Source organism: Pseudomonas sp. COW5 (genome assembly GCF_026240005.1).
GTDB lineage: Bacteria > Pseudomonadota > Gammaproteobacteria > Pseudomonadales > Pseudomonadaceae > Aquipseudomonas > Aquipseudomonas kribbensis.
On sequence record NZ_JAPHVP010000001.1, the window covers coordinates 3,192,344 to 3,216,436 of the forward strand.

At 61.5% G+C, this 24,093-nt stretch carries 24 protein-coding genes; 15 read left to right on the forward strand and 9 right to left on the reverse strand.

The features are described 5' to 3' along the window. Positions 1-29: 29 nt before the first annotated feature. From OQ248_RS14555 to OQ248_RS14565, 3 genes are read left to right on the forward strand one after another with little or no spacing between them, the layout of a single operon-like run. On the forward strand, positions 30-1,007 hold the full coding sequence (locus OQ248_RS14555) for an ABC transporter substrate-binding protein (protein WP_192552405.1): 978 nt from the start codon (positions 30-32) through the stop codon (positions 1,005-1,007). Positions 1,008-1,017: 10 nt separating this feature from the next. Continuing rightward, the gene (locus tag OQ248_RS14560) at positions 1,018-1,821 is read left to right on the forward strand and encodes an ABC transporter permease (RefSeq protein WP_119430100.1); all 804 of its coding nucleotides are present in this window, start codon (positions 1,018-1,020) and stop codon (positions 1,819-1,821) included. Further along, a complete protein-coding gene (locus tag OQ248_RS14565; RefSeq protein WP_265813165.1) occupies positions 1,809-2,645 on the forward strand; it encodes an ABC transporter ATP-binding protein in 837 nt (278 codons plus the stop codon). The genes OQ248_RS14560 and OQ248_RS14565 overlap by 13 nt, the downstream gene beginning before the upstream one ends. 2 nt (positions 2,646-2,647) lie before the next feature. Here OQ248_RS14565 and OQ248_RS14570 read toward each other — a convergent pair whose 3' ends face one another. Both OQ248_RS14570 and OQ248_RS14575 read right to left on the reverse strand, forming a co-directional pair. Beyond that, positions 2,648-3,724, reverse strand: a complete 1,077-nt coding sequence (locus OQ248_RS14570) for an endonuclease/exonuclease/phosphatase family protein (protein ID WP_265813166.1) — start codon at positions 3,722-3,724, stop codon at positions 2,648-2,650. A 73-nt stretch (positions 3,725-3,797) separates the two neighbouring features. Next, on the reverse strand, positions 3,798-4,472 hold the full coding sequence (locus tag OQ248_RS14575) for a YciC family protein (protein ID WP_248740488.1): 675 nt from the start codon (positions 4,470-4,472) through the stop codon (positions 3,798-3,800). A gap of 178 nt (positions 4,473-4,650) precedes the next feature. Between OQ248_RS14575 and OQ248_RS14580 the strand changes: the two genes are divergently transcribed. The 4 genes from OQ248_RS14580 (at position 4,651) to OQ248_RS14595 (ending at position 7,594) form a co-directional block, all read left to right on the forward strand. Continuing rightward, positions 4,651-5,409, forward strand: a complete 759-nt coding sequence (locus OQ248_RS14580; protein ID WP_134828196.1) for a DUF2076 domain-containing protein — start codon at positions 4,651-4,653, stop codon at positions 5,407-5,409. A gap of 137 nt (positions 5,410-5,546) precedes the next feature. After that, the gene (locus tag OQ248_RS14585; protein ID WP_007958730.1) at positions 5,547-6,026 is read left to right on the forward strand and encodes an NYN domain-containing protein; all 480 of its coding nucleotides are present in this window, start codon (positions 5,547-5,549) and stop codon (positions 6,024-6,026) included. Between the two features lie 40 nt (positions 6,027-6,066). Next, the gene (locus OQ248_RS14590) at positions 6,067-6,672 is read left to right on the forward strand and encodes a 3'-5' exonuclease (RefSeq protein ID WP_085703127.1); all 606 of its coding nucleotides are present in this window, start codon (positions 6,067-6,069) and stop codon (positions 6,670-6,672) included. A 403-nt stretch (positions 6,673-7,075) separates the two neighbouring features. Then, a complete protein-coding gene (locus OQ248_RS14595; RefSeq protein ID WP_265813167.1) occupies positions 7,076-7,594 on the forward strand; it encodes a Bro-N domain-containing protein in 519 nt (172 codons plus the stop codon). Positions 7,595-7,651: 57 nt separating this feature from the next. On the opposite strand, the gene OQ248_RS14600 is transcribed toward OQ248_RS14595, so the two are convergent. Beyond that, positions 7,652-8,104, reverse strand: coding sequence for an Lrp/AsnC family transcriptional regulator (locus tag OQ248_RS14600; protein WP_265813168.1), 453 nt, complete (start codon positions 8,102-8,104; stop codon positions 7,652-7,654). Positions 8,105-8,267: 163 nt separating this feature from the next. Between OQ248_RS14600 and yedA the strand changes: the two genes are divergently transcribed. Together yedA and OQ248_RS14610 are read left to right on the forward strand one after the other, a co-directional pair. Next, entirely contained in the window at positions 8,268-9,206 is a 939-nt protein-coding gene (gene yedA / locus OQ248_RS14605; RefSeq protein WP_265813169.1) for a drug/metabolite exporter YedA, read from the forward strand. A gap of 53 nt (positions 9,207-9,259) precedes the next feature. Beyond that, complete coding sequence (locus tag OQ248_RS14610; RefSeq protein WP_248743687.1) at positions 9,260-10,600, forward strand: DEAD/DEAH box helicase; 1,341 nt, start codon at positions 9,260-9,262, stop codon at positions 10,598-10,600. 243 nt (positions 10,601-10,843) lie between these two features. Here OQ248_RS14610 and OQ248_RS14615 read toward each other — a convergent pair whose 3' ends face one another. Together OQ248_RS14615 and OQ248_RS14620 are read right to left on the reverse strand one after the other, a co-directional pair. Further along, positions 10,844-12,085 carry a TIGR03862 family flavoprotein gene (locus tag OQ248_RS14615; protein WP_265815095.1) on the reverse strand — a complete coding sequence of 414 codons (1,242 nt, stop codon included), beginning with the start codon at positions 12,083-12,085 and terminating at the stop codon, positions 10,844-10,846. Positions 12,086-12,365: 280 nt separating this feature from the next. Continuing rightward, positions 12,366-13,286, reverse strand: coding sequence for a histone deacetylase (locus OQ248_RS14620; RefSeq protein ID WP_265813170.1), 921 nt, complete (start codon positions 13,284-13,286; stop codon positions 12,366-12,368). Positions 13,287-13,369: 83 nt separating this feature from the next. On the opposite strand from OQ248_RS14620, the gene OQ248_RS14625 reads away from it, so the two are divergent. From OQ248_RS14625 to OQ248_RS14635, 3 genes are all read left to right on the forward strand, one after another. Next, complete coding sequence (locus tag OQ248_RS14625; RefSeq protein ID WP_085712242.1) at positions 13,370-13,939, forward strand: GNAT family N-acetyltransferase; 570 nt, start codon at positions 13,370-13,372, stop codon at positions 13,937-13,939. A 105-nt stretch (positions 13,940-14,044) separates the two neighbouring features. Further along, complete coding sequence (tesB, locus tag OQ248_RS14630; RefSeq protein WP_085608733.1) at positions 14,045-14,914, forward strand: acyl-CoA thioesterase II; 870 nt, start codon at positions 14,045-14,047, stop codon at positions 14,912-14,914. Further along, positions 14,911-15,504 (forward strand): HAD family hydrolase, encoded by a 594-nt coding sequence (locus OQ248_RS14635; RefSeq protein WP_265813171.1) that lies wholly within the window; start codon positions 14,911-14,913, stop codon positions 15,502-15,504. Before tesB ends, OQ248_RS14635 begins: the two co-directional genes overlap by 4 nt. A gap of 29 nt (positions 15,505-15,533) precedes the next feature. On the opposite strand, the gene OQ248_RS14640 is transcribed toward OQ248_RS14635, so the two are convergent. The 3 genes from OQ248_RS14640 to OQ248_RS14650 all read right to left on the reverse strand — a co-directional run bounded on the left by OQ248_RS14640 (position 15,534) and on the right by OQ248_RS14650 (position 18,391). Next, the gene (locus OQ248_RS14640; protein WP_265813172.1) at positions 15,534-16,487 is read right to left on the reverse strand and encodes an alpha/beta hydrolase; all 954 of its coding nucleotides are present in this window, start codon (positions 16,485-16,487) and stop codon (positions 15,534-15,536) included. Continuing rightward, a complete protein-coding gene (locus OQ248_RS14645; RefSeq protein WP_085712238.1) occupies positions 16,488-17,375 on the reverse strand; it encodes a neutral zinc metallopeptidase in 888 nt (295 codons plus the stop codon). Positions 17,376-17,557: 182 nt separating this feature from the next. Further along, complete coding sequence (locus tag OQ248_RS14650; protein ID WP_265813173.1) at positions 17,558-18,391, reverse strand: aldo/keto reductase; 834 nt, start codon at positions 18,389-18,391, stop codon at positions 17,558-17,560. Positions 18,392-18,567: 176 nt separating this feature from the next. Here OQ248_RS14650 and OQ248_RS14655 point away from each other — a divergent pair, with 176 nt between their 5' ends. Then, a complete protein-coding gene (locus OQ248_RS14655; protein WP_265813174.1) occupies positions 18,568-19,344 on the forward strand; it encodes an IclR family transcriptional regulator in 777 nt (258 codons plus the stop codon). A 145-nt stretch (positions 19,345-19,489) separates the two neighbouring features. Beyond that, positions 19,490-20,368 (forward strand): DMT family transporter, encoded by an 879-nt coding sequence (locus OQ248_RS14660; RefSeq protein WP_119430112.1) that lies wholly within the window; start codon positions 19,490-19,492, stop codon positions 20,366-20,368. 125 nt (positions 20,369-20,493) lie between these two features. On the opposite strand, the gene OQ248_RS14665 is transcribed toward OQ248_RS14660, so the two are convergent. Beyond that, positions 20,494-21,831, reverse strand: coding sequence for an MFS transporter (locus OQ248_RS14665; protein WP_114885678.1), 1,338 nt, complete (start codon positions 21,829-21,831; stop codon positions 20,494-20,496). A gap of 272 nt (positions 21,832-22,103) precedes the next feature. Here OQ248_RS14665 and quiC point away from each other — a divergent pair, with 272 nt between their 5' ends. Beyond that, positions 22,104-24,005, forward strand: a complete 1,902-nt coding sequence (quiC, locus tag OQ248_RS14670) for a 3-dehydroshikimate dehydratase QuiC (RefSeq protein ID WP_265813175.1) — start codon at positions 22,104-22,106, stop codon at positions 24,003-24,005. Positions 24,006-24,093 lie beyond the last annotated feature (88 nt).

Genomic DNA, 24,093 nt, shown 5'->3' on the forward strand with positions numbered 1-24,093 from the left:
AACTAAATCAACAGCGTTGGGAGTGCTCCATGAACAAGTCCTTGTTTACCCGTCTTGCTTGTCCTCTGGCGATTTCCGCCCTTTCAGTCACCGCCGCCCAGGCCGGCACCTTGTCGATCGGCCACACCACGTGGGTCGGTTACGGGACCCTGTATCTGGCCCAGGATCTGGGCTACTTCAAGGAAAACGGCCTGACCGTCGAATTGCCGGTGGTCGAGGAAGCCTCGATGTACATGGCCGCCCAGGCATCCGGGCAATTGTCCGGCTCGGCCTCGACCATCGACGAAGTGCTCAAGTACCGCCCGCAGTTCTGCTTCAAGGCCGTGGCCGCGCTGGATGATAGCCATGGCGGCGACGGCGTGCTGGTCGGCAAAAACGTGAAGAGCCTGCAAGAACTCAAGGGCCAGGCCGTGGCCGTCAACGAAGGGTCGACCTCGCAGTTCTGGCTCTCGTACCTGCTGAAAAAGAACGGCATGAGCATGAGCGACATCACCGTGCAGAACATGACCGCCGACGATGCCGCCACCGCGTTCATCGCCGGTCGTGTGCCGGCCGCCGTGACCTGGGAACCGCATCTGTCGATGGTGCGCGACAAGCAGCAGGGCAAGGTGCTGATCGACAGCAGCAGTACGCCGGGCGTGATCGTCGATGTGGTGGCGCTCAACTGCACGGTGATCGAGAAGCAGCCGGAAGACGTCAAGGCGCTGGTCGCCGGTCTCTACAAAGCCGTGCAGTACACCAAGGACCATCCACAGAAAGCCTACGAAATCATGGCCAAGGGCGTCGGCGGTTACCTGTCCGATCCGAAGGAACTGGCCGCCGCCGCACAAGGCGTGCGTTTCTACGATCAGGCCATGAGCGAGAAGCTGCTGGGCAAACCGGGCGCGCCGGGTGACAGCGAGCCGCTGATCAAACTGGCCAACGAAACCGCCAGCGAACTGCAGGGCAAGCCCTACAACGTCAGCAACGACGATCTGGTGGATAACCGTTTCGTCAGCCCGCTCTAGGAGACTGGTCATGTTCAAGCGCAATTCATGGCTGAGCCGCTGCATCACGCCGAAGACCGGGCTGCCGGTGCCGGTGGTGTGGAGCGCCAGCGGTCTGGCCTGGGTGTTGCTGGTCGGCCTGTGGGCCGGGTTGTCCTATGGCGGCATCGTGCCGGGGATGTTCCTGCCGACGCCCGGTGCGGTGGTCGAAGCCGCCGTGCGCCTGAGCCGCGACGGCACCCTCGGCCAGCATGTCTGGGCCAGTGTCGAAGTGGTGATGGTCGGTTTCATCGTGTCGTCGCTGGTGGCGGTGCCGCTGGGTTTGCTGATGGGCAGCTTCCGCATCGTCCAGGCGTTCCTCGAGCCGATGGTCAATTTCATCCGCTACCTGCCGGTGACCTCGTTCGTGCCGCTGTTCATCCTCTGGATCGGCATCGGTCTGGAGCAGCGGGTGTCGGTGATCATTTTCGGCGTGTTCTTCCAGCAACTGGTGATGGTCGCGGACGTGTCCAAGGGCATCTCCAAGGACTTGATCAACGCTTCCTACACCCTCGGTTCCAACCGGCGTGACGCGGTGCTGCACGTGATCGCCCCGGCATCGCTGCCCGGTGTGCTCGACACCTTGCGGGTGACCATGGGCTGGGCCTGGACCTATCTGGTGGTGGCCGAACTGGTCGCCGCTTCCAGTGGCCTCGGCTACTTGAGCCTCAAGGCCATGCGCGGCTTTCAGGTCGACGTGATTTTTCTCGCCATCGCGATCATCGGCCTGCTCGGCCTGGTCACCGATCAACTGTTCCGCTTCTTGCGTTTGAGGATTGCCGCATGGGCTCAGTAACCGCTGCCAACCGTCGTTTCATCGAGCCGGTCGCCGCACCGGCACAAGCTGCGCCAAGGTTGCAGGTGGACAAGGTCAGCCTGCGCTACACCAAGCCCGGCGGTGGTACGTTCACCGCGCTGGAGGAAGTGTCGTTCGAAGTGCCGGATCAGCAATTCGCGGTGCTGGTCGGGCCGTCGGGCTGCGGCAAGTCGAGCCTGCTGTACCTCACCGCCGGCCTGGCCGAGCCGACCTCCGGCGAGATCTACGTCGGCGGCCAGCAAGTGCAGGGCCCTGGCGCGGATCGCGGAATGGTGTTCCAGAGCTACACGCTGTTCCCGTGGCTGACCGTGCGGCAGAACGTCGAGTTCGGCCTCAAGCGCCGGGGCATGCCGGCGGCCAAACGCAAGGAAATCGTCGATCACTACGTGCACGAAGTCGGGTTGTCAGGATTTGCCGACAACTACGCCAAGCAGTTGTCCGGCGGCATGATGCAGCGGGTGGCGATTGCCCGGGCCCTGGCCAACGACCCGCAGATCCTGCTGATGGACGAACCCTTCGGTGCCCTCGACAGCCAGACCCGCCTGCAAATGCAACAGCTGTTGCTGCGGGTGTGGGGCAACAGCAAGAAAACCGTGCTGTTCGTCACCCACGACATCGACGAAGCGATCCTGCTCGGTGACCGGGTGTATGTGATGGGCGCTCGGCCGGGGCGGATCAAGCAGATTCTGGACGTGCCGATCGAACGCCCACGCACCCTGGACATGGTGATGGAGCGCTCGTTCATCGACATGAAGCGGCAGATCTTCGGGCTGTTGCACGACGATCTTGAAGAGGCTCACTGAGTTCAGTTGGGTGGCAGTAGGAACTTCGCAATCACCGGCAAATGATCGGAAATGCGCAACGTATCGTCCTGCCGCACCGTGGCTTCGACCCGTTTGATTTTCGGGCTGTAGAACAGGTAATCGACCGTGCGGTCCGGGCCGTTGAGGCCGGGGTCGTTGGGGTAGTGGGTCAGCCACTTGGCGCGGTCGATGCCGCTGGCTTCATTGTTGGTCGGGATCATCGGGTACTTGTCCCACAACAGGTGCAGCGCACTGTCCACGGAGTAGGGCGTGCGCTGTTCGACCGGCAGGCGCCGGTACTGGCCGAGCGGCAACAGGTTGAAGTCGCCCCCGATCAGCCACGGCGTGCCGTGGCTTTCGTGTTTGTCGAGCACCTTGGCCACCGCCGTCACCTGCGCCTGCAAGGTTTCGTCCGGTTGCACGGCACGATCCAGATGGGTGTTGAACACCACCAGTTGCCCACCATCGCTGAACGGCAGGGTGGTGGCGAGCAGGGCGTTTTTCGGCTGGAACTGGCGGCTGATGATATTCAGCGGTTGCACCGGCAATTGCAGGCGTTCGGCGTGTTCGATGCGGAAGCGGCTGAGGGTCGCGAGTTGTCGGCCGACGCTGCCGAAGATATGCGGATCAGGCACGAAATCGGCCTTCCAGTCGAAGGCATGGGCGCTGCACGGGTAGAGGTCGGTGAGGCGTTCCTGCAACAGCTTGAGCTGGTTCTGATAGTCGCTGGCCTTGGCGCCATCATCCAGTTCCTGGATCAACACCACATCGGGCTGCTCGTCGCGGATCACCCGCGCCACTTCGTCGAGGCTGAAGGCCATGTCTTCCGGGGTCGGGGCTTCGTCGTCGCCTTGCGCCAGGTCATTCCAGAACACGTAACGCTTGCCGGCCAGATATTGCACGTTCCAGGTCATGACCTTCAGCGCCTGGCCGGGCACCAGCGTCGGCGGTTGCCCGCTGCAACTGACCGGCAGGGTCTCCCGGGCGTCGGGGCGCCAGGTCAGGCTGAAAATCATCACGCCGATCAGGGCGACGGCCAGCAGCACGCAGAGCAGGATGTAGCGCAGTAGACGGGTCATGGCTCGGCTTATAGCGATACGGAAGTGGTCCCGAGCATATACGAGACCCCCGCATCACCCAAGCGCAGAGCGGTCAGACTATTCCGTCACGTTTGTCGGGCAATTCGCTGATCAGCATAAACAGGCGGAACAGCACCACGCTGGTGAACAGCTGCAGGAAGCTGTGGCCACTGTCGATCAAAATGGCGATCAACGGATTCTGCGGATCGGGGTAGACCTGCAGGGTCAGGCCCTTGAGCAGCCACAACGGCCCCATCACACAGAGGATGCACACCAGAATCCGCAGGAAATGCCCACGGCTCAGGCGCAGGCTTTCTTTCATCGCCTGTAACGGGCCGTAGCCGCGCAACACCAGCAGGTATTCACCGAAGGCCAGGGTGACCATCAGCCACAGGCCTGGCAGGAAATACAGGGACAGACCGAGCAGAATCAACAACGTGTTCAGCGCGGTGAGCACGGCAAAGCGTGGCCACAGGCGCGCCGCCATCGCCAGCAAGTCGAGGGTTTGCGGGGATTCGCCACGGGTGCGGGCGTCGAGAAACAGGATCAGCGCGGCGGTGTACAGCGGATAGACCAGCAGGCCGACGATCACGCTGATGGCCGAATAACCGTCCGGGTCGCTTGTGTGATCCACCACCTGTTGCAACGCGGCTTCGAAGATCACCAGCGGCAGGCACAGCTGGACGATCCGCGCCAGATTGCGTTTAAAGAAATACAGCGAGTCACGCAGCACATCGAAGGCATTCATCAGTCGGTATCGCAGGTCAAAAACAGTGGCTCACTTTAACCGATGATGTGCTGCGGGGCGCAAACGTAAACGTTCGGTAAAGACCATTGAAACATTCTGTCGCTGCCTCCATTACGTAGGTGCGCCTCCTCCACTGTGGACGAGGGCAACGTTATCCCCGGCAATCTACGAGGTCGCCATGAACAGCGAAGAGCAAACCCTGATCGATGGACTGTTTTCCCGGCTGCAACAGGCCGAAACGGAGGCAGCCCCGCGTGACGCCCTGGCTGAAGCGCGGATCAAGGAACACCTGACGCGCCAGCCGGCCGCAGGCTATTTCATGACCCAGGCGATTCTGGTGCAGGAGGCCGCGATCAAGAGCCTCGACGAACAGAACAAACAACTGACTCAACAGGTCCAGCAACTGCAGGCCGAACTGCAATCGGCCAAGGCGCAAAGCGCAGCCCCGGCGTCGAGTGGCGGCGGTTTCCTGTCGAGCATCTTCGGTGGCAGCAGCCCGCGTCCGGCCCCGACCCAGAGCGCCCCGGCGTCCACCGGCGGCTGGCGTGAACCGGCTCCGCAGCAGAACTTCGGTGCTCCCGCGCCACAACAGAACTTCGGCGCGCCACCACCGGGTTATGGCCAGCAGCAAGCGGCCCCGGCGGCCGGCAGCAGCTTCCTCGGCGGCGCCCTGAAAACCGCCGCCGGTGTGGCCGGTGGCGTGATGCTGGCACAAGGCATCAGCAGCCTGTTCCATCAAAACCAGCAGCCGCAGGAAATCGTCGAGGTGATCAAGGAAGAGCCGGCCCAGGTCAACGATCAGGGTAATAACGGTTGGGGCGATGACCAGCGCATGGCTAACAACGATTCCTGGGGCAACAACCAGGGTGGCTTCAGCGACACCGACTACAGCGATGACAACTCATCGTTCTTCGATGACGACGATTCCTTCGTCTGATTCACCATTCGTCCGGGGCGCCTGAGCGCCCCGGGCCGATTATTCGCGGAACCTTCCTTCGGGCTGGCATACTGGGCGCCTTTTTCGGGCCTGGTGCCTGATCCGGCTCATGCGCGTCAGCGCTCACAGGAACTCCGGTGAAAAAAATCGCAGTGTTCGCCGATGTGCAGAACCTCTACTACACCGTCCGCCAGGCCTACGGTTGCCACTTCAACTACGCGGCGCTGTGGGCGGATGTCAGCCAGCACGGGCAGATCGTCGAGGCCTACGCCTATGCGATCGACCGGGGCGACAGCAAACAGCAGCAGTTCCAGCAGATCCTGCGCAACCTCGGTTTCACCGTGAAACTCAAACCCTACATCCAGCGCAGCGACGGCTCGGCCAAGGGCGACTGGGACGTGGGCATCACCCTCGACATCATGGACGCCGCCGACCACGTCGACGAAATCGTCCTGGCTTCCGGTGACGGCGATTTCGACATGCTGCTCGAACGCATCATCAACAAACACGGCGTGCAAGCGGTGGCCTATGGCGTTCCCGGCCTGACCGCCAATTCGCTGATCCGCGCCGCCAGCCGTTATGTGCCGATCGAAGGCGCACTGCTGTTGAAAAACTGAGCGTTGCTCAAGAATTGATTTGAACGGAGTTGAACCCGGTTTGGAACGCATTGCAGTCATCGACTTTGAAACCACCGGCATCTCGCCGAGCAGCAGCTGCCGGGCCACGGAAATCGCCGTGGTCATGCTGGAAAACGGCCGCATCGTCGAGCGTTACCAGAGCCTGATGAATGCCGGCGTACGCGTTCCGGCCTTCATCGAACAACTCACCGGCATCAGCAACGCCATGCTGCGCACCGCGCCGTCGGCCGAGCAGGTGATGAACGAAGTCAACGAATTCGTCGGCTGCACGCCCCTGCTGGCGCACAACGCCGCGTTCGACCAGAAGTTCTGGGACTTCGAACTGGGCCGGATCAAACGCACCCGCCTGCAGAACTTCGCCTGCTCGCTACTGCTGGCCCGCCGCCTGATGCCGGCGGCGCCGAACCACAAGCTCGGCACGCTCACCACGTTTGCCCAATTGCCGCACACCGGCCAGGCGCACAGGGCGATGGCGGATGCGGAGATGGCGGCGAACCTGTTGGCGCATCTCGCGGATGAATTGCGGCACAAGCATGGGGTGCGGGAGCTATCGCACGACCTGCTATGCAAACTGCAGAAAGTCCCGGCCGCCAAGGTCGGCGAGCACTTGCAGCGCTATCGCTGACCCGATGAGCGCTGGAGCAAGCCTGCTCCCACAAAGCGAAGGCATTGTTGTCTCCGTAGATTTTCAGGTTTGTTTAATTGCGTTTTTAGATTGGCGAAGACTCCTACCAAAAGTTAAGGATTATCCGTCTTGAGCCCCCCCTGCCTCCCTCGCTAACCTTGGTCCGTCGCTGAAAACTCAGCGACCGGGACTGCAAGCCCGCCGATAGTTTGTTAGGCACTGACCGGTGCACCTATAATCGCGTCGCTCTTTTGGCGACCAACGATTTTATGGTGGCTGTGTGCGGGAGACCCTCGGGTCTGCCGAGGTTGCCTAACGACTCGGTCTTGCAGACCCGTGCACAGCCGCCACCCATCATCTGCAAGTGATGCTGGCGGCTCCAACTTTCGTTAGGTGATTTGCCATGATCAAAGTAATTCCCAACGCTCCAAAAAACGCCGGCTCGTCATTCAGCCGTGAGTCACTCGTAAAACCCCAAACCTTCATCCGCCATCACATCCAGCTGCAAGCCGCTCTGGTACATGGCGAAGCCTGGTTCTGCGCCCGAGGTATTGGTCGTCTCATGGGGTTGGAAATCAATGACCGGCAGGTGCTCAAGCTTGATACGGATCAGCGACGTACGATTTGCCTCTCGGGACCTGATGACACTCAGGAAACCCTGATGCTCAGCGAGTCAGGTGTCTATGCAATGCTGGTTTATCACTACTCTCCGGAAAACCGTCATCTACGCCGTTGGCTGACTCATGAGGTAGTGCCGTTACTGCACGAGGATGTGTTGTCTTCTTTCAGTCCGCGCCCACATCTGCAGTTGATGCTATGTGCGGGGCAGACCTTGAAGCTGTTGCATTGGCGCAATGAGCCGTGGATTCGCCTGCGGGACATGCCAAGCCTCTTGAGCCAAGAAGGCTACAGCTACGGCTGATGAACCCTCGCCATGATCGTTCCCACGCAAAGCGTGGGGACGAGCGGTACGGGAAGGTTACTTTCCGTTCCCTTCGATATGACCAAGCGGCACCCGCTTCTCTATCGCACTCGACAACACGATCGACGTCTTGCTGAACCCGAATTTCGCCACCTGGTTGATCAAATCCTCCAGCTCCGGCATCGAACCCACCGCGGCCTTCATGATCACGCACGGATCGCCCGTCACTCGAAAGCACTCGGTCAGTTGCGGAATTTTCACCAGTTCGTCGTAGACCTTTTGGCTGCCGTTCTGGTGGAGGCGCAATTCGATCACGCACTGGATCGGCAAGCCGATTTTCGACAGGTCGATGTTCGCCTGATACCCGGTGATGACTCCGGCCGCCTCAAGTTTGGCCACGCGCTCGGCGACGGCGGGGGCGGAGAGGTTCACTTTGCGGGCGAGGTCGGCGTAGGACGCGCGACCGTTTTCGAGCAGGGCGCCGAGCAGCATGCGGTCGTATTTGTCCAAGGTCGGACTCCTGAAAATGCCAGACTTTCGAAATCACGGCTTCGGCCGTCGATCTCCGTGTTTTCGAAAGTGTACCGGCGCTATAAACAGGTTTTGTAACTTATTTTTAGCGGTTGGCCTTTCTAGAATAACCAGTCTCCCTGCCTTGATGTCGAGTCGTCTCATGTCTGCCGTGCGCCGTTTTTCCTTGCCGCTGATCGCCGCGTTTTTTGCGTTGTACGTGATTTGGGGATCGACCTACCTGGTGATCCGCATCGGCGTCGAATACTGGCCGCCGCTGATGCTCGGCGGTGTGCGCTTCGTGATTGCCGGCAGCCTGATGTATGCGTTTCTGCGCTGGCGCGGGGCACCGGCGCCGACCTGGGCGCAGTGGAAAGCGGCGGGGATCATCGGGATTCTGTTGCTCAGTTTCGGTAACGGCGCGGTGACGCTGGCCGAGCACAGCGGCGTGGCGTCGGGTGTTGCCGCGTTGGCAGTGGCGACGGTGCCGCTGTTCACTTTGCTCTGCGGTTATTTCTGGGGCGCGCGCAACACCCGTCTGGAATGGGCCGGGGTGGCGATGGGGATTATCGGCATCGCGATGCTCAACATGGGCTCCAACCTGCAATCGAGCCCGTTGGGCGCGGCGTTGCTGATTTTCGCGGCGGCGAGCTGGGCGTTTGGTTCGGTGTGGAGCAAACATCTGCCGTTGCCTCAGGGCGCGATGGCCAGTGCCGTGGAAATGCTGGTGGGCGGCGTGGTGCTGCTGATCGGCAGCGCGGCGAGCGGTGAACACCTGCAAGCCATGCCGCCGCTGGAAGGCTGGTTGGCGCTGGCGTACCTGATCTTCTTCGGCTCGATCATCGCTTTCAACGCCTACATGTATCTGTTGAAAAACGTTCGCCCGGCTGCGGCCACCAGCTATGCCTATGTGAACCCGGCGGTGGCGGTGTTGCTGGGGATCGTGTTTGTGGGCGAGACCATCGGGGTCGAAGAGGCGTTGGCGATGCTGGTGATCATCGGCGCGGTGGTGCTGATCGGTCTGCCTCAATGGCGGCGCCCGGCGCAGCCACCAGTGGTCAGCGAGCCGGCTGCCATAGCGACGGAGCAGCGTGCGAATTAGGGTAAACTGCGCGCCATCGCACACGTGCTCTGATTTTTTCCTACGGTACTCCCATGACTTTCGCCACCCTTGGCCTGATCGAACCCTTGCTGCGCTCCCTCGAGAAGCTCGGCTACCAGACCCCGACGCCGGTGCAGGCGCAGGCCATTCCGGCCGTGCTGGCCGGTCGCGACCTGATGGCTGCGGCCCAGACCGGCACCGGCAAGACCGCCGGTTTTGCCTTGCCGCTGCTGCAACTGCTGGCGATGGAAGGGCCGAAAGTCACCGCCAACTCGGTGCGTGCGCTGATTCTGGTGCCGACCCGCGAGCTGGCCGAACAAGTCCACGAAGCCGTGCGCCAGTACGCTGAAAACCTGCCGCTGCGCACTTACGCGGTGTACGGCGGCGTCAGCATCAACCCGCAGATGATGAAGCTGCGCGGCGGCGTCGATCTGTTGGTCGCCACTCCGGGCCGTCTGCTCGACCTGTTCCGCCAGAACGCGCTGAAGTTCAATCAGCTGCAAACCCTGGTGCTGGACGAAGCCGACCGTATGCTCGACCTGGGCTTTTCCGAGGAGCTGGCGAACATTTACCGTGCGCTGCCGAAGAAACGTCAGACACTGCTGTTCTCCGCAACCTTCTCCGATGACATCCGCCTGCTGGCCGGGCAGATGCTCAACGATCCGCAGAGCATCGAAGTCAGCCCGCGCAACGTGGCCGCCAACACCGTCAAGCAATGGGTGGTGACGGTGGACAAAAAGCGCAAGCCGGAATTGTTCGTGCACCTGATGCGCAAGAACAAGTGGAAGCAGGTGCTGGTGTTCGCCAAGACCCGTAATGGTGTGGACGCGCTGGTCGAGAAACTCCAGGGCCTGGGCGTGAACGCCGACGGCATTCACGGCGACAAGCCGCAAGCGACTCGTCAGCGAGCGTTGGACCGTTTCAAGCTGAGCGAAGTGCAGATTCTGGTGGCGACCGATGTTGCTGCCCGTGGTCTGGATATCGAAGACCTGCCGCTGGTGGTCAACTTCGATCTGCCGATCGTCGCCGAGGATTACATTCACCGTATCGGCCGGACGGGCCGCGCCGGTTCGACCGGTGAGGCGATTTCGCTGGTGTGCGCCGATGAAGTGAACATGTTGTCGGCGATTGAAATGCTGACCCGCAGCACGTTGAAGCGCGAGATCGAACCGGACTTCGTACCGGAGCACCGCGTGCCGGATACCGATGCCAGTGGGCAGGTGATCAAGAAGCCGAAGAAACCGAAGAAGCCGAAAGTTTCCGGTGGCGGCGGTGGCAAGCGCAATCTGGGCAAGTGGGTGGACAGCGGGGATACCCCGGCGCCGGAAGTGGCGATCAAGCCTGTGCGGAAGGTGCCGGTGTTCAATACCGGGCCGCGCAAGCGTAAGCCTTAAAGATTGCCTTAAAGATCAAAAGCCCCCTCACCCTAACCCTCTCCCGGAGGGAGAGGGGACTGACGGGGTTGTTTTGGCGAGTTACGCCGACCTGCAATACCGAGTCGAACTCAGGCTATGAAAAGCACCTGATCGATGAATCCATAATCGACTCGGTCTTTCAGGTCGATGTATGACGCCAGACACCTCGGTCGGCTCCCTCTCCCTCCGGGAGAGGGCGGGGGTGAGGGTGAAGGGGACAACTCAAATCTCGCGTCGTAACCAGTCCAGCATCCCCAACCCCGCCGCCCGGCCACTGGCAAAACACGCCGTCAGCAGATACCCCCCGGTCGGCGCTTCCCAATCCAGCATTTCCCCCGCACAGAACACCCCCGGCAACGCCTTGAGCATCAATCGCTCATCCATCGCCTCAAATGTCACGCCCCCAGCACTGCTGATCGCTTCATCCAGCGGTCGGGTTTTCACCAGCGTCAGCGGCAAGGCCTTGATCGCACGGGCCAGCAGCGCGGGATCGGCAAAGGTCGCGGCATCAGTGAGTTCACGCAGCAACGCCGCTTTCACCCCATCAATCCCGACCTGACTGTGCAGATGCTTGGCCATTGAGCGCGAACCTCGTGGTTTGCTCAACGCCGCCTGCAATTTATCCACAGGTCGGCCGGGCAGCAGGTCGATGTGAATGGTCGCGGCACCGTGCACATTGATCGCCTCGCGAATCGGCGCTGAAAGCGCATAAATCAGACTGCCCTCGATCCCGGTCGCGGTGATCACGCATTCGCCCAGACGTGGAACATCGTCGTTCAAACCGATGGCGATATTTTTCAGCGGCGCGCCGGCGAATTTGCTGACCAGCAATTCGCTCCAGGCCTGCACCTCGAAGCCGCAATTGCTCGGCTGCAACGGCGCCAGTCCTACGCCGCGTTGCTCCAATGGCAGCATCCACGCGCCGTCTGAACCAAGCCGCGACCAACTGCCGCCACCGAGGGCGAGCAGGGTGGCGTCGGGACTCAGGGTTTTCTCGCCTTCCGGGCTGTCGATGCGCAACGCGCCGTTTTCATCCCAGCCAAGCCAGCGGTGGCGGGTGTGGATAACCACGCCGCTGTCGCGCAGGCGCTTGAGCCAGGCGCGTAGCAGGGGCGCGGCTTTCATGTCGGTGGGGAACACCCGGCCGGAGCTGCCGATGAAGGTTTCGATGCCCAGCTCGTGAATCCACCGGCACAGTGCGTCGGCGTCGAATGCGCGCAGCAGCGGGGCGATGTTCGGGGCGCGCTCGGCGTAGCGCGAGAGGAACGCCGGGTAGGCTTCGGAGTGAGTGATGTTCATGCCGCCGACCCCGGCCAGCAGGAACTTGCGACCCACCGAGGGCATGCCGTCGTACAGATCGACGCGAACTCCGGCCTGGCTCAGCACTTCGGCGGCCATCAGGCCGGCGGGGCCACCGCCGATGATGGCGACGTGAGCGGGAGAGGTGGCGTGAATCTGGGTCATGGCGTGCGCTGCGGTCTGACGAAATATGGCGCGCATTCTAACAGCGCAAATCCCTTGTGGGAGCGAGCCTGCTCGCGATGCGGCGGATCAGTCGCCATCGATTCCGGATGAGACGGCCTCATCGCGAGCAGGCTCGCTCCCACAGAGGCTTGCGGTGGATCAAATCGCTGATCAAAAAACAACCAGTGCGCTGCAGGCCATGTTCAGCGTGGGCTGTAGTCCCTTTCGCTCAGGTTATCCACAGGCCGTTCCACAGCCATTGTGGGTAACGCAGCACAACTCAATGACAACCGGATGACTGCCAGACGCGCTGCGCACTGTGATGCAAGATGCCGTGGCGGCGGGCGAGGGCCTGGCGATCCTTGCTGTAGCCACCGCCGATCACGCCGACCACCGGAATATCGCGGCTCAGGCAGTGGCGCATCACGCTTTCGTCGCGGGCGGCAACGCCTTCGTCGGTCAGTTGCAGATAACCGAGGGCGTCGTCCTTGTGCACATCGACGCCGGCGTCGTACAGCACCAGATCCGGCTGATACAGCGGCAGCAGGTAGTTGAGCGCATCGTCGACGACTTTCAGGTAATCGGCATCGCCCATGCCGTTGGGCAGCGGAATGTCCCAATCGCTTTCGGCCTTGCGTGCAGGAAAGTTCTTTTCGCAGTGCAGGGAAACGGTGATCGCTTCCGGGGTGTTGTGCAGAATCCGTGCAGTCCCGTCGCCCTGATGCACATCGCAATCGAAGATCAGCACCCGGTTCACCCGGCCGCTTTGCAGCAGGTAGTGACTGATGATCGCCAGGTCATTGAAGATGCAGAACCCGGCGGGATAGTCGTAGTGGGCGTGATGAGTGCCACCGGCGAGGTGACAGGCCAGACCATGTTCCAGCGCTTTCTCCGCTGCCAGAATCGAACCGCCGACGGCCCGCACCGTGCGTCGTGCCAGCGCTTCGTTCCACGGCAGACCGAGGCGCCGCTGGTCTTCGCGGGACAGTTCGCCGCTCATGTAGCGTTCGATATAACCGCGGTCATGGGCCAGGGCGAGGATGTCGGCAGGGCACAGTTCAGGGCGCAGCAGGTCTTCGTCGCGGGTCAGGCCGCTGTCCACCAGGTGATCGCGCAGCAGGCGGAACTTGTCCATGGGAAAGCGGTGATCCGCCGGAAACTCGGGGCTGTAGTCTTCGTGGTAGATCAACGGCAATGGCATGGCGGACTATTCATAAAGGCTGTAGGAAAGAGTGCAAAGCCTACCAGCGATGTAGACTGGCGGCATGGAAACGGAGGGGCACGATGGAGCCGATACTGCAGCTGGAAAGCGCGCGACTGCTGATGCGTCAGTGGCAGGACGCGGATTTGCCGGCATTTGCGGCGATGTGCGCCGATCCGCAGGTGATGCGCTATTTTCCCGGGCTGTTGAGCCGGCTGGAAAGTGCCGCAATGATCGGCCGTGTGCGTGGCCATTTCGCCGAACACGGCTTCGGCCTGTGGGCGCTGGAGCGCAAGGACACCGGCGAATTCATCGGTTTTACCGGGCTTGGCGTGGTCGGTTTCGAGGCGCCGTTTACCCCGGCGGTGGAAATCGGCTGGCGTCTGGCGAAGGAACACTGGGGCCTGGGATATGCCAGCGAGGCGGCGTGGACCGCGCTGCGTTGCGGCTTTGACCGGTTGGCCCTGAAGGAGATTGTGTCCTTCACGGCGCAGAGCAATCTGCCGTCGGAAAAAGTAATGCAGGCCATCGGCATGCATCACGACCCGGCCCATGATTTCGATCACCCGAAACTGGCTGTCGATCACCCGTTGCGTCGACATCTGTTGTACCGAATCACCAGGGAGCAATGGCTGCAGACCCTGCATGGCTAAGCCGACACGGACGTTTACAATGGCGCGATCATGGCTCGCGCCAGAACCTGAATTGGCCGCCGCAGCCAAGACTGCGCGGCATAGCGTTGTGTGAGGAGAGTCTGAATGAGCCAAGTGTTGGAAGATCTGGTGGATCTGCTGACCCTCGAACCGATCGAGGAAAACCTGTTCCGTGGTCGCAGTCAGGATCTGGGCTTTCGCCAGTTGTTCGGCGGCCAGGTGCTTGGCCAGTCGCTGTCGGCGGCCAGTCAGACCGTTGAAGAGACGCGTCATGTGCATTCGATGCACGGTTATTTCCTGCGCCCGGGCGATGCCAAGTTGCCGGTGGTTTACTCGGTTGACCGCGTACGTGACGGCGGCAGCTTCAGCACCCGCCGCGTGACCGCCATCCAGAAGGGCCACCCGATTTTCACCTGCAGCGCTTCGTTCCAGTACGACGAAGAAGGCTTCGAACACCAGAGCCAGATGCCGCAAGTGGTCGGCCCGGAAAACCTGCCGTCGGAGCTGGAACTGACCCAGCAACGCGCGCACCTGATCCCGGAACACATGCGCGAAAAGCTGCTGTGCCCGAAACCGATCGAAGTGCGCCCGGTCACTGAAAAAGACCCTTACAACCCGCAACCGGCGGATCCGGTCAAGTACGTGTGGTTCCGTGCCGACGGTGCGTTGGCCGATATTCCGGCGCTGCACAAATACCTGCTGGCCTACGCCTCGGACTTCGGTCTGCTGACCACTTCGATGCTGCCCCACGGCAAATCGGTCTGGCAGAAAGACATGCAGGTCGCCAGCCTCGACCACGCCTTGTGGTTCCACAACGACCTGCGCGCCGATGACTGGTTGCTCTACGCCATGGACAGTCCGTGGGCCGGCAACTCTCGCGGATTTTCCCGTGGCAGCGTGTTCAACCGCGCCGGTCAACTGGTGGCCTCGGTGACTCAGGAAGGCCTGATCCGTCATCGCAAGGACTGGGCATGAGTCTGGCGGAGGTGCGGCACTGGGTGTTCGACATGGACGGCACCCTGACCGTCGCCGTGCATGATTTCGCGGCGATTCGCGTGGCGCTGGCGATCCCGCCGGAGGACGACATCCTCACGCACCTCGCGGCGCTGCCCGCCGAAGAGGCGGCGGCGAAACATGCGTGGCTGCTGGAGCATGAGCGCGATCTGGCGCTTGGCTCGACCCCGGCAGTCGGTGCGGTGGAGCTGGTGCGCGAGCTGCACGCGCGGGGTTATCGGCTCGGCATCCTGACCCGCAATGCGCGGGAGCTGGCCCATGTCACCCTGGAAGCCATCGGCTTGGCGGACTGCTTTGCGGTGGCGGATGTGTTGGGACGCGATGAAGCACCGCCGAAACCGCATCCTGGTGGCCTGCTGAAACTGGCGGATGCCTGGCATGTGCCGGCGAGCGAGATGGTGATGGTCGGCGATTACCGCTTCGACCTCGATTGCGGTCGGGCCGCCGGGGCGCACACGGTGCTGGTGAACCTGCCGGATAATCCCTGGCCGGAGCTGACCGACTGGCATGCGAAGGATTGTGTGGAGTTGCGGCGGATGTTGTTCGCTTGAAAAAAAACGGGGGCTTTGGCCCCCGTTTTTTATTGGTCGAAGATTGCTTTCTGGCCTTCCGGCGAGGTCAGCATGCCATCGCCGTTATGCCCGACACCGGGCACTTCCACTAGCCGCTGATTAACCCCTTCCGGGTGCCGACGCAGCAGATAGCTGAAGAACATTTTTCCGCGCATCAGGCGATAGGCGCCTTGCGCTTCGGCGGCGCAGCTCTTGTCCAGGGCCGGGTGCTGCGGGTCGGTGTCCTGCTGGCCGAGCAGATAAATCACCTCGCGTTTGACGTAACTGCCTTCAAGCTGCGCGGGCGTTTGCCCACCGGAGTAAATCGGCGGATCCACCAGACCGTACTTCCAGCGGTTGAAACCCGGGCACTGCGCATGATCGAACGCCACCGGCCGTTGTTCATTGAAGTAGGCGTAGGACGACGGGTTGGCCACCACGTAGCGCAAGCGAATGCCTTCAGCCTTGAGCGCCGGTTGTTCGCGGGCGAGCAGGGCATAGCGCTGTACCACCTGACCGCCGCCGGAGTGGCCGAAGATCACGATCTGCTTCACGTCCGGAAACTGCTTGCGATCACTCAGTCGGCCAATGATTTCGTCGAGGGCGGCGTAGGAACTGAGCGCGTTCGGCCCTGTGGATAACCCGCCGCCCATCCATTCATTGCCCTTCCAGCGCAAAACGCTGGCGGGCAACGAATAGAGGGCGACATCGCTTTCGTTGAGAAACTGCGGGGCGATCACCAGGGTATTGGCGGTTTGCCCGGCCAGTTCGGCGGCGCTCTCGCCACTCTTGCGATAGGTCTCGGCGTTACGCAGCTTGCCATGAATGACGATCAGCACCCGCTCGATTTTCGCCGGCGCCGGGCCGATGCCCACCGCCATTTCGCCGGCCTGCAATTGCAGGCGTCCGGGACTGATCGCGTCGACGCCGGCCGCTTGTGCGGTGCCAACGATGAACAGTAAAGCCAACAGCCATTTATGCATTTACAGGTTTTTCGCCGCAAAGGTATCGCACTGGCCGACCTGGCCCTGGGCGAATCCGGTTTTGAACCAGCGCACCCTTTGCGCCGACGTACCGTGGGTGAACGAGTCCGGCACCACACGGCCCTGACCCTGTTGTTGCAGGCGATCATCACCGATGGCGTTCGCCGCGTTCAAGGCTTCTTCGATGTCGCCCGGCTCCAGCCAGTTCAGGCGTTTCTGCGCATGGTAGGCCCAGACGCCGGCCAGGCAATCGGCTTGCAGTTCCTGACGCACCAGCAGACCGCCATCACCTTGCATCTGCCGACCTTGCTGGCGGGCCGCCTGAATTTTCGCCGAGACACCGAGAAGCGTCTGCACATGGTGTCCGACTTCGTGAGCGATCACGTAGGCCTGGGCGAAATCACCGGCGGCCTTGAAGCGTTGGGCCATTTCCTGGAAGAACGCCATGTCCAGATAGACCTTCTGGTCTGCCGGGCAATAGAACGGGCCGGTGGCCGAGGTGGCCATGCCGCAGGCCGAGTTGACCCGGTTGCTGAACAGCACCAGGGTCGGGTCCTTATATTGACGGCCGGCCTGCTGGAATATCGCGCCCCAGGTGTCTTCGGTGTCGCCGAGGATCGAGCGCACGAATTCGGCCTGTTCATCGTTGGCCGGCGGTGCCTGACGGGTTTGCGAAGTAGGGGCCGATTGCTCGGTCATCTGCCCGGTGAGCTGGCCGAGGATCTGCAACGGGTCCTGCCCGGTGATCCAGCCAATGCCGACGATCAGCAGAATCGCGCCGAGGCTCAGGCCCTTGCCGCCACCGAAACGCATGCCGCCTCCACCGCCCATGTCATCGCCACGGGCATCGACGACGTTGTCACTGCGTCGACCTTTTCTCCATAGCATGTGGGAATCCTCTGTCTGATCGTGGTGATGAGTGTTGCTGGTGTGTGAGTGTGGCGCCAGTCCGGTCGTCCGTCCATTCGTACACAGGCAAACAGGCCCGACCTCGGGGGACGAGATCGGGCCTGTTATTGACGAGTATGAGCGCCGGGAATTCAATCCGTCGGCGGATTTCTTTCGGCGGGTCAGCGGTCGAAGGCGTCCCACACCGGCGCGAAGTCCGGGCTGACCTGACGCTCGCGTTTGGACAACGCGGCAATCAGTGCGCGGTCGTCATCGTCCAGTTCCACATTCAGTGACGCGAGGTTGGCCAGTTGATTGGTCTTGCTACTGGCCTTGGGAATCGCTGCGACATTGTCCTGATCCAGCAACCACTTCAACGCGACCTGAGTCGGCAGCACGCCGTATTTTTCGGCGATCTGTTGAATCTGCGCAATCTCCGAGACCTTGTTGCGTGCCAGCGGCGTGTAGGCCGTCAGCGCCAGGTCGTGTTGGCGGGCGTAGTCGAGCAAGGCGTTTTGTCCGAGCAGGACGTGGTATTCGACCTGAATCGCTGACAGAGGAATGCCATAGTCCTCGACGACTTTGCGCAGCAACGGCAGCGGAAAATTCGCCACGCCGATGTTGCGAGCCAGGCCTTGCTCCTTGAACGAGGCGAGGGTCTCGAGGGTGCGCGGCAAGTCCCAGTCGGTGGTTGGCCAATGGATCATGAACAGGTCGACGTACTCGCTGCGCAAGGCCTGGAGGCTGCGCTCCAGCGAGTGACGCATGGCATCCGGTTGCAACTGGTCCCACCAGACCTTGGTGGTGACGTGGATCTGCTCGCGGGGTGTCGGTGTATTCGCCAGTGCCTGTCCGACGGCGTCTTCGTTGTTGTAGGCCGCTGCCGTGTCGATATGTCGGTAACCAAGTTCCAGCGCCTGCTCCACGGTGCGGGTGCATTCGTCGCCGAGCATTGGCCAGGTGCCGAGGCCGAGTTTGGGCAGGTTCAGTCCGTGTTGGTTGACGATGTGCTGCATGGTCGGCGCTTCCTGCATTGATGGGTTTCAGAATGGGATTCCGAAAACTAAACAACGCCGACCTGCATCAGCAACTCGTCAGCCGAGAAAGGGGGCGATTATCGAGCGCTCGGTTCCAGATTTCGCAATCAGTGATATGTATTTTAGAATCGGCCAAATTTCACTGGGATCGCACCATGGCCGGCAGTCAGATCGAACGGGTTTTCAGCGTACTCGAAAGCCTTACCCACGAGCCGCGCGGACTGCCGCTGCAAACCCTAGCGGAACAAATCGACATTCCGAAAAGTGCGACCCACCGCTTGCTCGCCGAATTGTCCCGGTTGGGCTATGTGCGGCAGAACCCGGAAACCCTGCGTTATCACTTGTCGACCAAATTGGTGGCGATGGGTTTTCGTTATCTGTCGAGCAGCGGTGCCGATATCGTGCAGCCGGTGCTTGATCGACTGGCGCAGGAAACCGGCGAACTGGTGCGGCTGGGCGTCACCGACGGCGAGCGCCAGACCTGGATTGCCAAGTCACAGGGCGCGCGCAGCGGTTTGCGTTACGACCCGGACATGGGCCGCGATGCGCCACTGTTCTATACGGCCTCTGGCCATGCGTGGCTGGCGAGCATGAGTGATGCCGAGGCCCTGTCGCTGGTTGAACGTCAGGCTGCCGAAATGCCGGCGGATATCGGGCCGAATGCACCGCGAACCAACATTGAACTGCTCGAACATCTGCGCGTGGCGCGGGAACAGGGTTACGCCTGTGTCGAAGAAAGCTCGGCGGTGGGCACATCGGCCATTGCTGCCGTGGTGCGGCATCCGGCGGATGGCCGGGTGATCGGTGTGTTGAGCATTGCCGGGCCGAGTGCGCGGCTGCCGGGGGCGAGGTTGCATGAGCTGGCGCCGCTGTTGTTGAAGTTTACCGAGGAGTTGTCGGTGGCGAGCCAGGCGTCGGAGCTGTTCGTCTAGCCGCGAAACGGCAGACGGGATCGGGTTGTCTGTAAAGCTGTGCGTTGATCGCACAGTATTCTGCTTCAAGGGTGTGAGAATTTGGAACCCGGTTCTAAATTATCGCTGGAGGCTCTTTCCTCATTTTGATTTCCAGAGATCGCCAATGACTGTCAGCACACCGCTTTCCGGCGTCAACCAACCCTTCAAGGGGATCTTGCTGATTGTCGTGGCGACGTTCCTGTTCTCCAGCCACGATGCGCTGTCGAAATACCTCTCGGGTTTTTATCCGATCGTCATGGTGGTGTGGGCGCGGTATCTGGTGCACACGCTGCTGATGGCGGGGATTTTCCTGCCGCAGTCCGGGTTGCGCGTGCTGCGCACCAAGCGCCCGTTGTGGCAGTTGGCGCGGGCGTTGTGCTTGCTGGGCACCAGCCTGTTTTTCACCACGGCGCTTTTGTACATCCCGCTGGCGGAGGCCACGTCGGTCAACTTTCTTGCGCCGGTGCTGGTGACGGCGCTGTCGGTGCCGCTGCTCAAGGAGCGGGTGACGGGAGGGCAGTGGATCGCGGTGATCTGCGGCTTCATCGGCGTGCTGATCATCGTCCATCCCGGTGGCGAATTGTTTACCCCGGCGATTCTGTTGCCGTTCTGCTCGGCGCTGTTTTTCTGCTTCTATCAGTTGCTGACCCGCAAGCTCAGCGAGGTGGACAGCCCGACCACCAGCAACTTTTTCGCCGGGTTGTGCAACACGCTGGTGATGAGTGCGTTGGTGCCGTTCTTCTGGCAGGTGCCGAGTCTTGGCCACGCTTTCTTGATGCTGGCGCTGGGCACATGCGGGATGACCGCGCATCTGTTTCTGACCCAGGCATTCCGGCATGCCGCGCCGGCATTGCTGGCGCCGTTCGGCTATTGCCAGATCGTGTTTGCGGGGTTGCTGGGGTGGCTGCTGTTTGCGCACACGCCGACCCTGATGACGGTGATCGGGATCGCGGTGATCTGTTGCAGCGGGCTGGCGGCGGCGTGGCAGCAGAGCCGTAGATGAGGGACAGGTAAAAATACTGTGGGAGCGAGCCTGCTCGCGATGGCGGTGTTTCAGTCGACATCAATGTTGGATGTCAGTGCGCTATCGCCAGCAGGCTGGCTCCCACGGTGGGTCTTGCAGAGAGATTACTCAGTGACGGTAGGAATCTTGCGCGGGGCCATGAAGTACATCCAGGTCAGCGCGATGAAGTACATCGCCGGGATCAGGGTGAACAACACGGTGTAGTTGTTGTTGGTGACGGTGAGGATGTGGCCGACGATCTGGGTCATGAACATCCCGCCGATCGCCGCGCACATGCCGCCGAAACCGAACACCGTGCTCATCATGTGCTTGGGCGTGTAGTCCATCACCAGGCTCCAGATGTTGGCGGTCCAGGCCTGGTGCGCGCCGATGGCCAGGGAGATGGCGGCCACTGCGATCCACAGGTTGGCGGAACCGGCGGCCATGACCACGCCGATGATGCAGCAGGCGAACAGGAACATCGACAGCAGTCGTGCCTTGATCGAGTTCATGCCGCGACCGATCAGGAACGAAGACAGAATCCCGCCGCCCACGCTGCCGAAGTCGGCGGTGACGTAAATGATGATCAGCGGAATGCCCATCTGGGTAACGTTGATGCCCAGGTTGTATTGCTGATTGAGAAACGGCGGCAGCCAGTACAGGTAGAACCAGAATACCGGCGCGGTCAGCGAGTAGGCGAGGGCGAAGGCCCAGGTGCCGCGCATGCGCAGGATTCGCGAGAACGGTACGCGGGCCTGTTCCGGTTCGACTTCTTTCTGGATGTAGTCCAGCTCCGACTGTTTCACGCTCGGGTGATCTTCCGGGTTGAAGTACTTCAGGCCCCAGAACAGCAACCAGATCCCGCCCAGTGCCGACATGCACAGGAACGCGGCCTGCCAGCCCCACACATGCAGGATCAACGGCAGCAGCATCGGGGTGAACATCGCACCGACGTTGGTGCCGGCGTTGAAGATGCCGGTGGCCACCGCACGCTCGCCGGCCGGGAACCACAGGCGCGTGGTCTTCACGCAGGCCGGGTAGTTGGCCGCTTCGGTCAGACCAAGGATGAACCGGCAGACCATGAAGCCCACCGCTGAGGTCGCCAGGCCGTGGGCGCCGGTGGCCAGGCTCCAGAGCAGCACCGCGCAGAAGAACACGCGTTTCACGCCCACCCGGTCGATCAGCCGTCCTTGCAGCACGAAGCCGATGGCGTAGCCGACCTGAAACCAGAAGTTGATGTTGGCGTAGTCCATCGCCGTCCAGCTCATTTCCTTGGCGAGGATCGGCTGCATGACGCCGAGGGCGGCGCGGTCGATGTAGTTCAGGGTGGTGGCGAAAAACACCAGCGCCAGCATGCCCCAACGGGTCTTGCCGACGGCCATGGCGCCGCGGATCTTGTCGCCGATGCCACCCGTGGCAGTGCTCATGGCCGGGGCCATGCGGGAAGTCTGTGAAGGAATCATGTGTTCCACCCGTTTTTGGATTTGTTATTTGGTGTGCTTTCTTGTGCACGCTGCGACCGGTGGTTCAGATCCGGACTCAAGGTGAAAGGGATGTTGGGCAGTGGGCGAAAAATCGTCAATTCGCCAAACCGGCATTGTGTTCGATAATCGCACGCAAAACTAACCGGGTAGTACAGTTTAAATTGCTCAAAGAAAAACCGGGACCAATAATTCGCTCACCTTATAAAAGCGGCGCAATCACCGTAGCCGACGTCTCCACCGGGAGTTGAAACATGCAGCGATCCATTGCCACCGTTTCCTTGAGCGGAACCCTGCCGGAAAAACTCGAAGCCATTGCCGCCGCCGGGTTCGACGGGGTGGAGATTTTCGAGAACGACCTTCTGTATTACGACGGCAGCCCTCGGGAAATCCGGCAGATGTGCGCCGACCTCGGAATTGCCATCACTCTGTTTCAGCCGTTTCGCGATTTCGAAGGCTGCCGCCGCGATCGGCTGGAGCGCAATCTGGAGCGGGCCGAACGCAAGTTCGATCTGATGCAGGAACTGGGCACCGACCTGGTGCTGGTCTGCAGCAATGCTTCTCCCGACAGCGTTGGCGATCAGCAAATCCTGATCGACGACCTGCGTCTGCTGGCCGAGCACGCCGGTGCCCGAGGCTTGCGCATCGGTTATGAAGCGCTGGCCTGGGGCCGTCACGTCAATACTTATCAACAGGTCTGGGACATCGTGCGTCAGGCCGATCACCCGGCTCTCGGCGTGTTGCTCGACAGCTTCCACACCTTGTCGCTCAAGGGCGATCCACGGGCGATTGCCGAGATTCCCGGCGACAAGATTTTCTTCGTGCAAATGGCCGATGCGCCGATCCTGGCCATGGACGTGCTGGAGTGGAGCCGGCATTTCCGCTGCTTCCCGGGACAGGGCGAATTCGATTTGCCGGGTTTCCTCGCGCCGATCATCCAGAGCGGATACACCGGGCCGCTGTCGCTGGAAATCTTCAACGACGGCTTCCGTGCCGCGCCGCCTCGGGCCAATGCCGCCGACGGTTTGCGTTCGCTGTTGTATCTGGAGGAGAAAACCCGCCAGCGTCTGGAGCAGGAAATCCGCCCTGTGGATAACCGCGAAATCCTCTTCGAAACGCCGAAGGCCAGCGAGTACAACGGCATCGAGTTTCTGGAGTTCGCCGTCGACGAAGCCCTCGGCGCCAAGCTGTCGAACTGGCTGGAGCGGCTGGGGTTCGTCAAGGCTGGACAGCATCGTTCCAAGAGCGTCAGCCTGCTGCGGCAGGGCGATATCAACCTGATCCTCAACTCCGAACCCTATTCGTTCGGTCACAGCTTTTTCGAGGCACACGGCCCGTCGTTATGCGCCACAGCCGTGCGGGTCAAGGACAGCGCCAGTGCGCTGGCCCGCGCCGTTGCCTATAAAGGTCAGCCGTATCGCGGACTGGTCGGCCCCAATGAGCTGGAGCTGGCAGCGGTGCGGGCACCGGATGGCAGCCTGATTTATCTGGTGGATGAAGAGGCGGATGTCTACGGCACCGACTTCAATCTGCTGCCGGGCGCGGTGGCAAGTGGCGGGCTCAAGCGCATCGATCACATGGCCATGGCGCTGCCGGCGGACAGCCTCGACAGTTGGGTGCTGTTCTACAAGAGTCTGCTGGATTTCGAGGCCGACGACGAAGTGGTACTGCCCGATCCGTATGGTCTGGTGAAGAGTCGCGCGCTGCGCAGTCGCGACAGTTCGATCCGTCTGCCGCTGAACATTTCCGAGAACCGCAATACCGCGATCTCACACGCGCTGTCGAGTTATCGCGGCTCCGGGGTGCATCACATCGCGTTCGACTGCGACGACATCTTTGCTCAGGTCAGTTGTGCGAAAGAGGCGGGCGTGCCGCTGCTGGATATTCCGCTCAACTATTACGATGACCTCGCGGCGCGTTTCGATTTCGATGACGAGTTCCTCAGCGAGCTGGCGTACTACAACGTGCTTTACGACCGCGATGCTCAGGGCGGTGAGTTGTTCCATGTCTACACCGAGCCGTTCGAAGGACGCTTCTTCTTCGAGATCATTCAGCGCAAGAACGGTTACGCCGGTTACGGCGCGGCCAACGTCGCGGTGCGACTGGCGGCGATGGCCAAAGCACGCAGTGGCGCTGTTCGCCAGGCGAAGTTGTAGGAAATTCGTAAACGCGGGATTAAACACGGGCCTCGCGGCTTCCTTCACTGTGCCGCGCGGCCCATAATCGCCAGCCTGTGCAGTGATG

Coding starts and splice junctions, on each gene's coding strand:
- OQ248_RS14555 (WP_192552405.1), top strand. CDS start 30: ATGAACAAGTCCTTGTTTACCCGTCTTGCTTGTCCTCTGGCGATTTCC.
- OQ248_RS14560 (WP_119430100.1), top strand. CDS start 1,018: ATGTTCAAGCGCAATTCATGGCTGAGCCGCTGCATCACGCCGAAGACC.
- OQ248_RS14565 (WP_265813165.1), top strand. CDS start 1,809: ATGGGCTCAGTAACCGCTGCCAACCGTCGTTTCATCGAGCCGGTCGCC.
- OQ248_RS14570 (WP_265813166.1), bottom strand. CDS start 3,724: ATGACCCGTCTACTGCGCTACATCCTGCTCTGCGTGCTGCTGGCCGTC.
- OQ248_RS14575 (WP_248740488.1), bottom strand. CDS start 4,472: ATGAATGCCTTCGATGTGCTGCGTGACTCGCTGTATTTCTTTAAACGC.
- OQ248_RS14580 (WP_134828196.1), top strand. CDS start 4,651: ATGAACAGCGAAGAGCAAACCCTGATCGATGGACTGTTTTCCCGGCTG.
- OQ248_RS14595 (WP_265813167.1), top strand. CDS start 7,076: ATGATCAAAGTAATTCCCAACGCTCCAAAAAACGCCGGCTCGTCATTC.
- yedA (WP_265813169.1), top strand. CDS start 8,268: ATGTCTGCCGTGCGCCGTTTTTCCTTGCCGCTGATCGCCGCGTTTTTT.
- OQ248_RS14610 (WP_248743687.1), top strand. CDS start 9,260: ATGACTTTCGCCACCCTTGGCCTGATCGAACCCTTGCTGCGCTCCCTC.
- OQ248_RS14615 (WP_265815095.1), bottom strand. CDS start 12,085: ATGACCCAGATTCACGCCACCTCTCCCGCTCACGTCGCCATCATCGGC.
- OQ248_RS14620 (WP_265813170.1), bottom strand. CDS start 13,286: ATGCCATTGCCGTTGATCTACCACGAAGACTACAGCCCCGAGTTTCCG.
- OQ248_RS14625 (WP_085712242.1), top strand. CDS start 13,370: ATGGAGCCGATACTGCAGCTGGAAAGCGCGCGACTGCTGATGCGTCAG.
- tesB (WP_085608733.1), top strand. CDS start 14,045: ATGAGCCAAGTGTTGGAAGATCTGGTGGATCTGCTGACCCTCGAACCG.
- OQ248_RS14635 (WP_265813171.1), top strand. CDS start 14,911: ATGAGTCTGGCGGAGGTGCGGCACTGGGTGTTCGACATGGACGGCACC.
- OQ248_RS14640 (WP_265813172.1), bottom strand. CDS start 16,487: ATGCATAAATGGCTGTTGGCTTTACTGTTCATCGTTGGCACCGCACAA.
- OQ248_RS14645 (WP_085712238.1), bottom strand. CDS start 17,375: ATGCTATGGAGAAAAGGTCGACGCAGTGACAACGTCGTCGATGCCCGT.
- OQ248_RS14650 (WP_265813173.1), bottom strand. CDS start 18,391: ATGCAGCACATCGTCAACCAACACGGACTGAACCTGCCCAAACTCGGC.
- OQ248_RS14655 (WP_265813174.1), top strand. CDS start 18,568: ATGGCCGGCAGTCAGATCGAACGGGTTTTCAGCGTACTCGAAAGCCTT.
- OQ248_RS14660 (WP_119430112.1), top strand. CDS start 19,490: ATGACTGTCAGCACACCGCTTTCCGGCGTCAACCAACCCTTCAAGGGG.
- OQ248_RS14665 (WP_114885678.1), bottom strand. CDS start 21,831: ATGATTCCTTCACAGACTTCCCGCATGGCCCCGGCCATGAGCACTGCC.
- quiC (WP_265813175.1), top strand. CDS start 22,104: ATGCAGCGATCCATTGCCACCGTTTCCTTGAGCGGAACCCTGCCGGAA.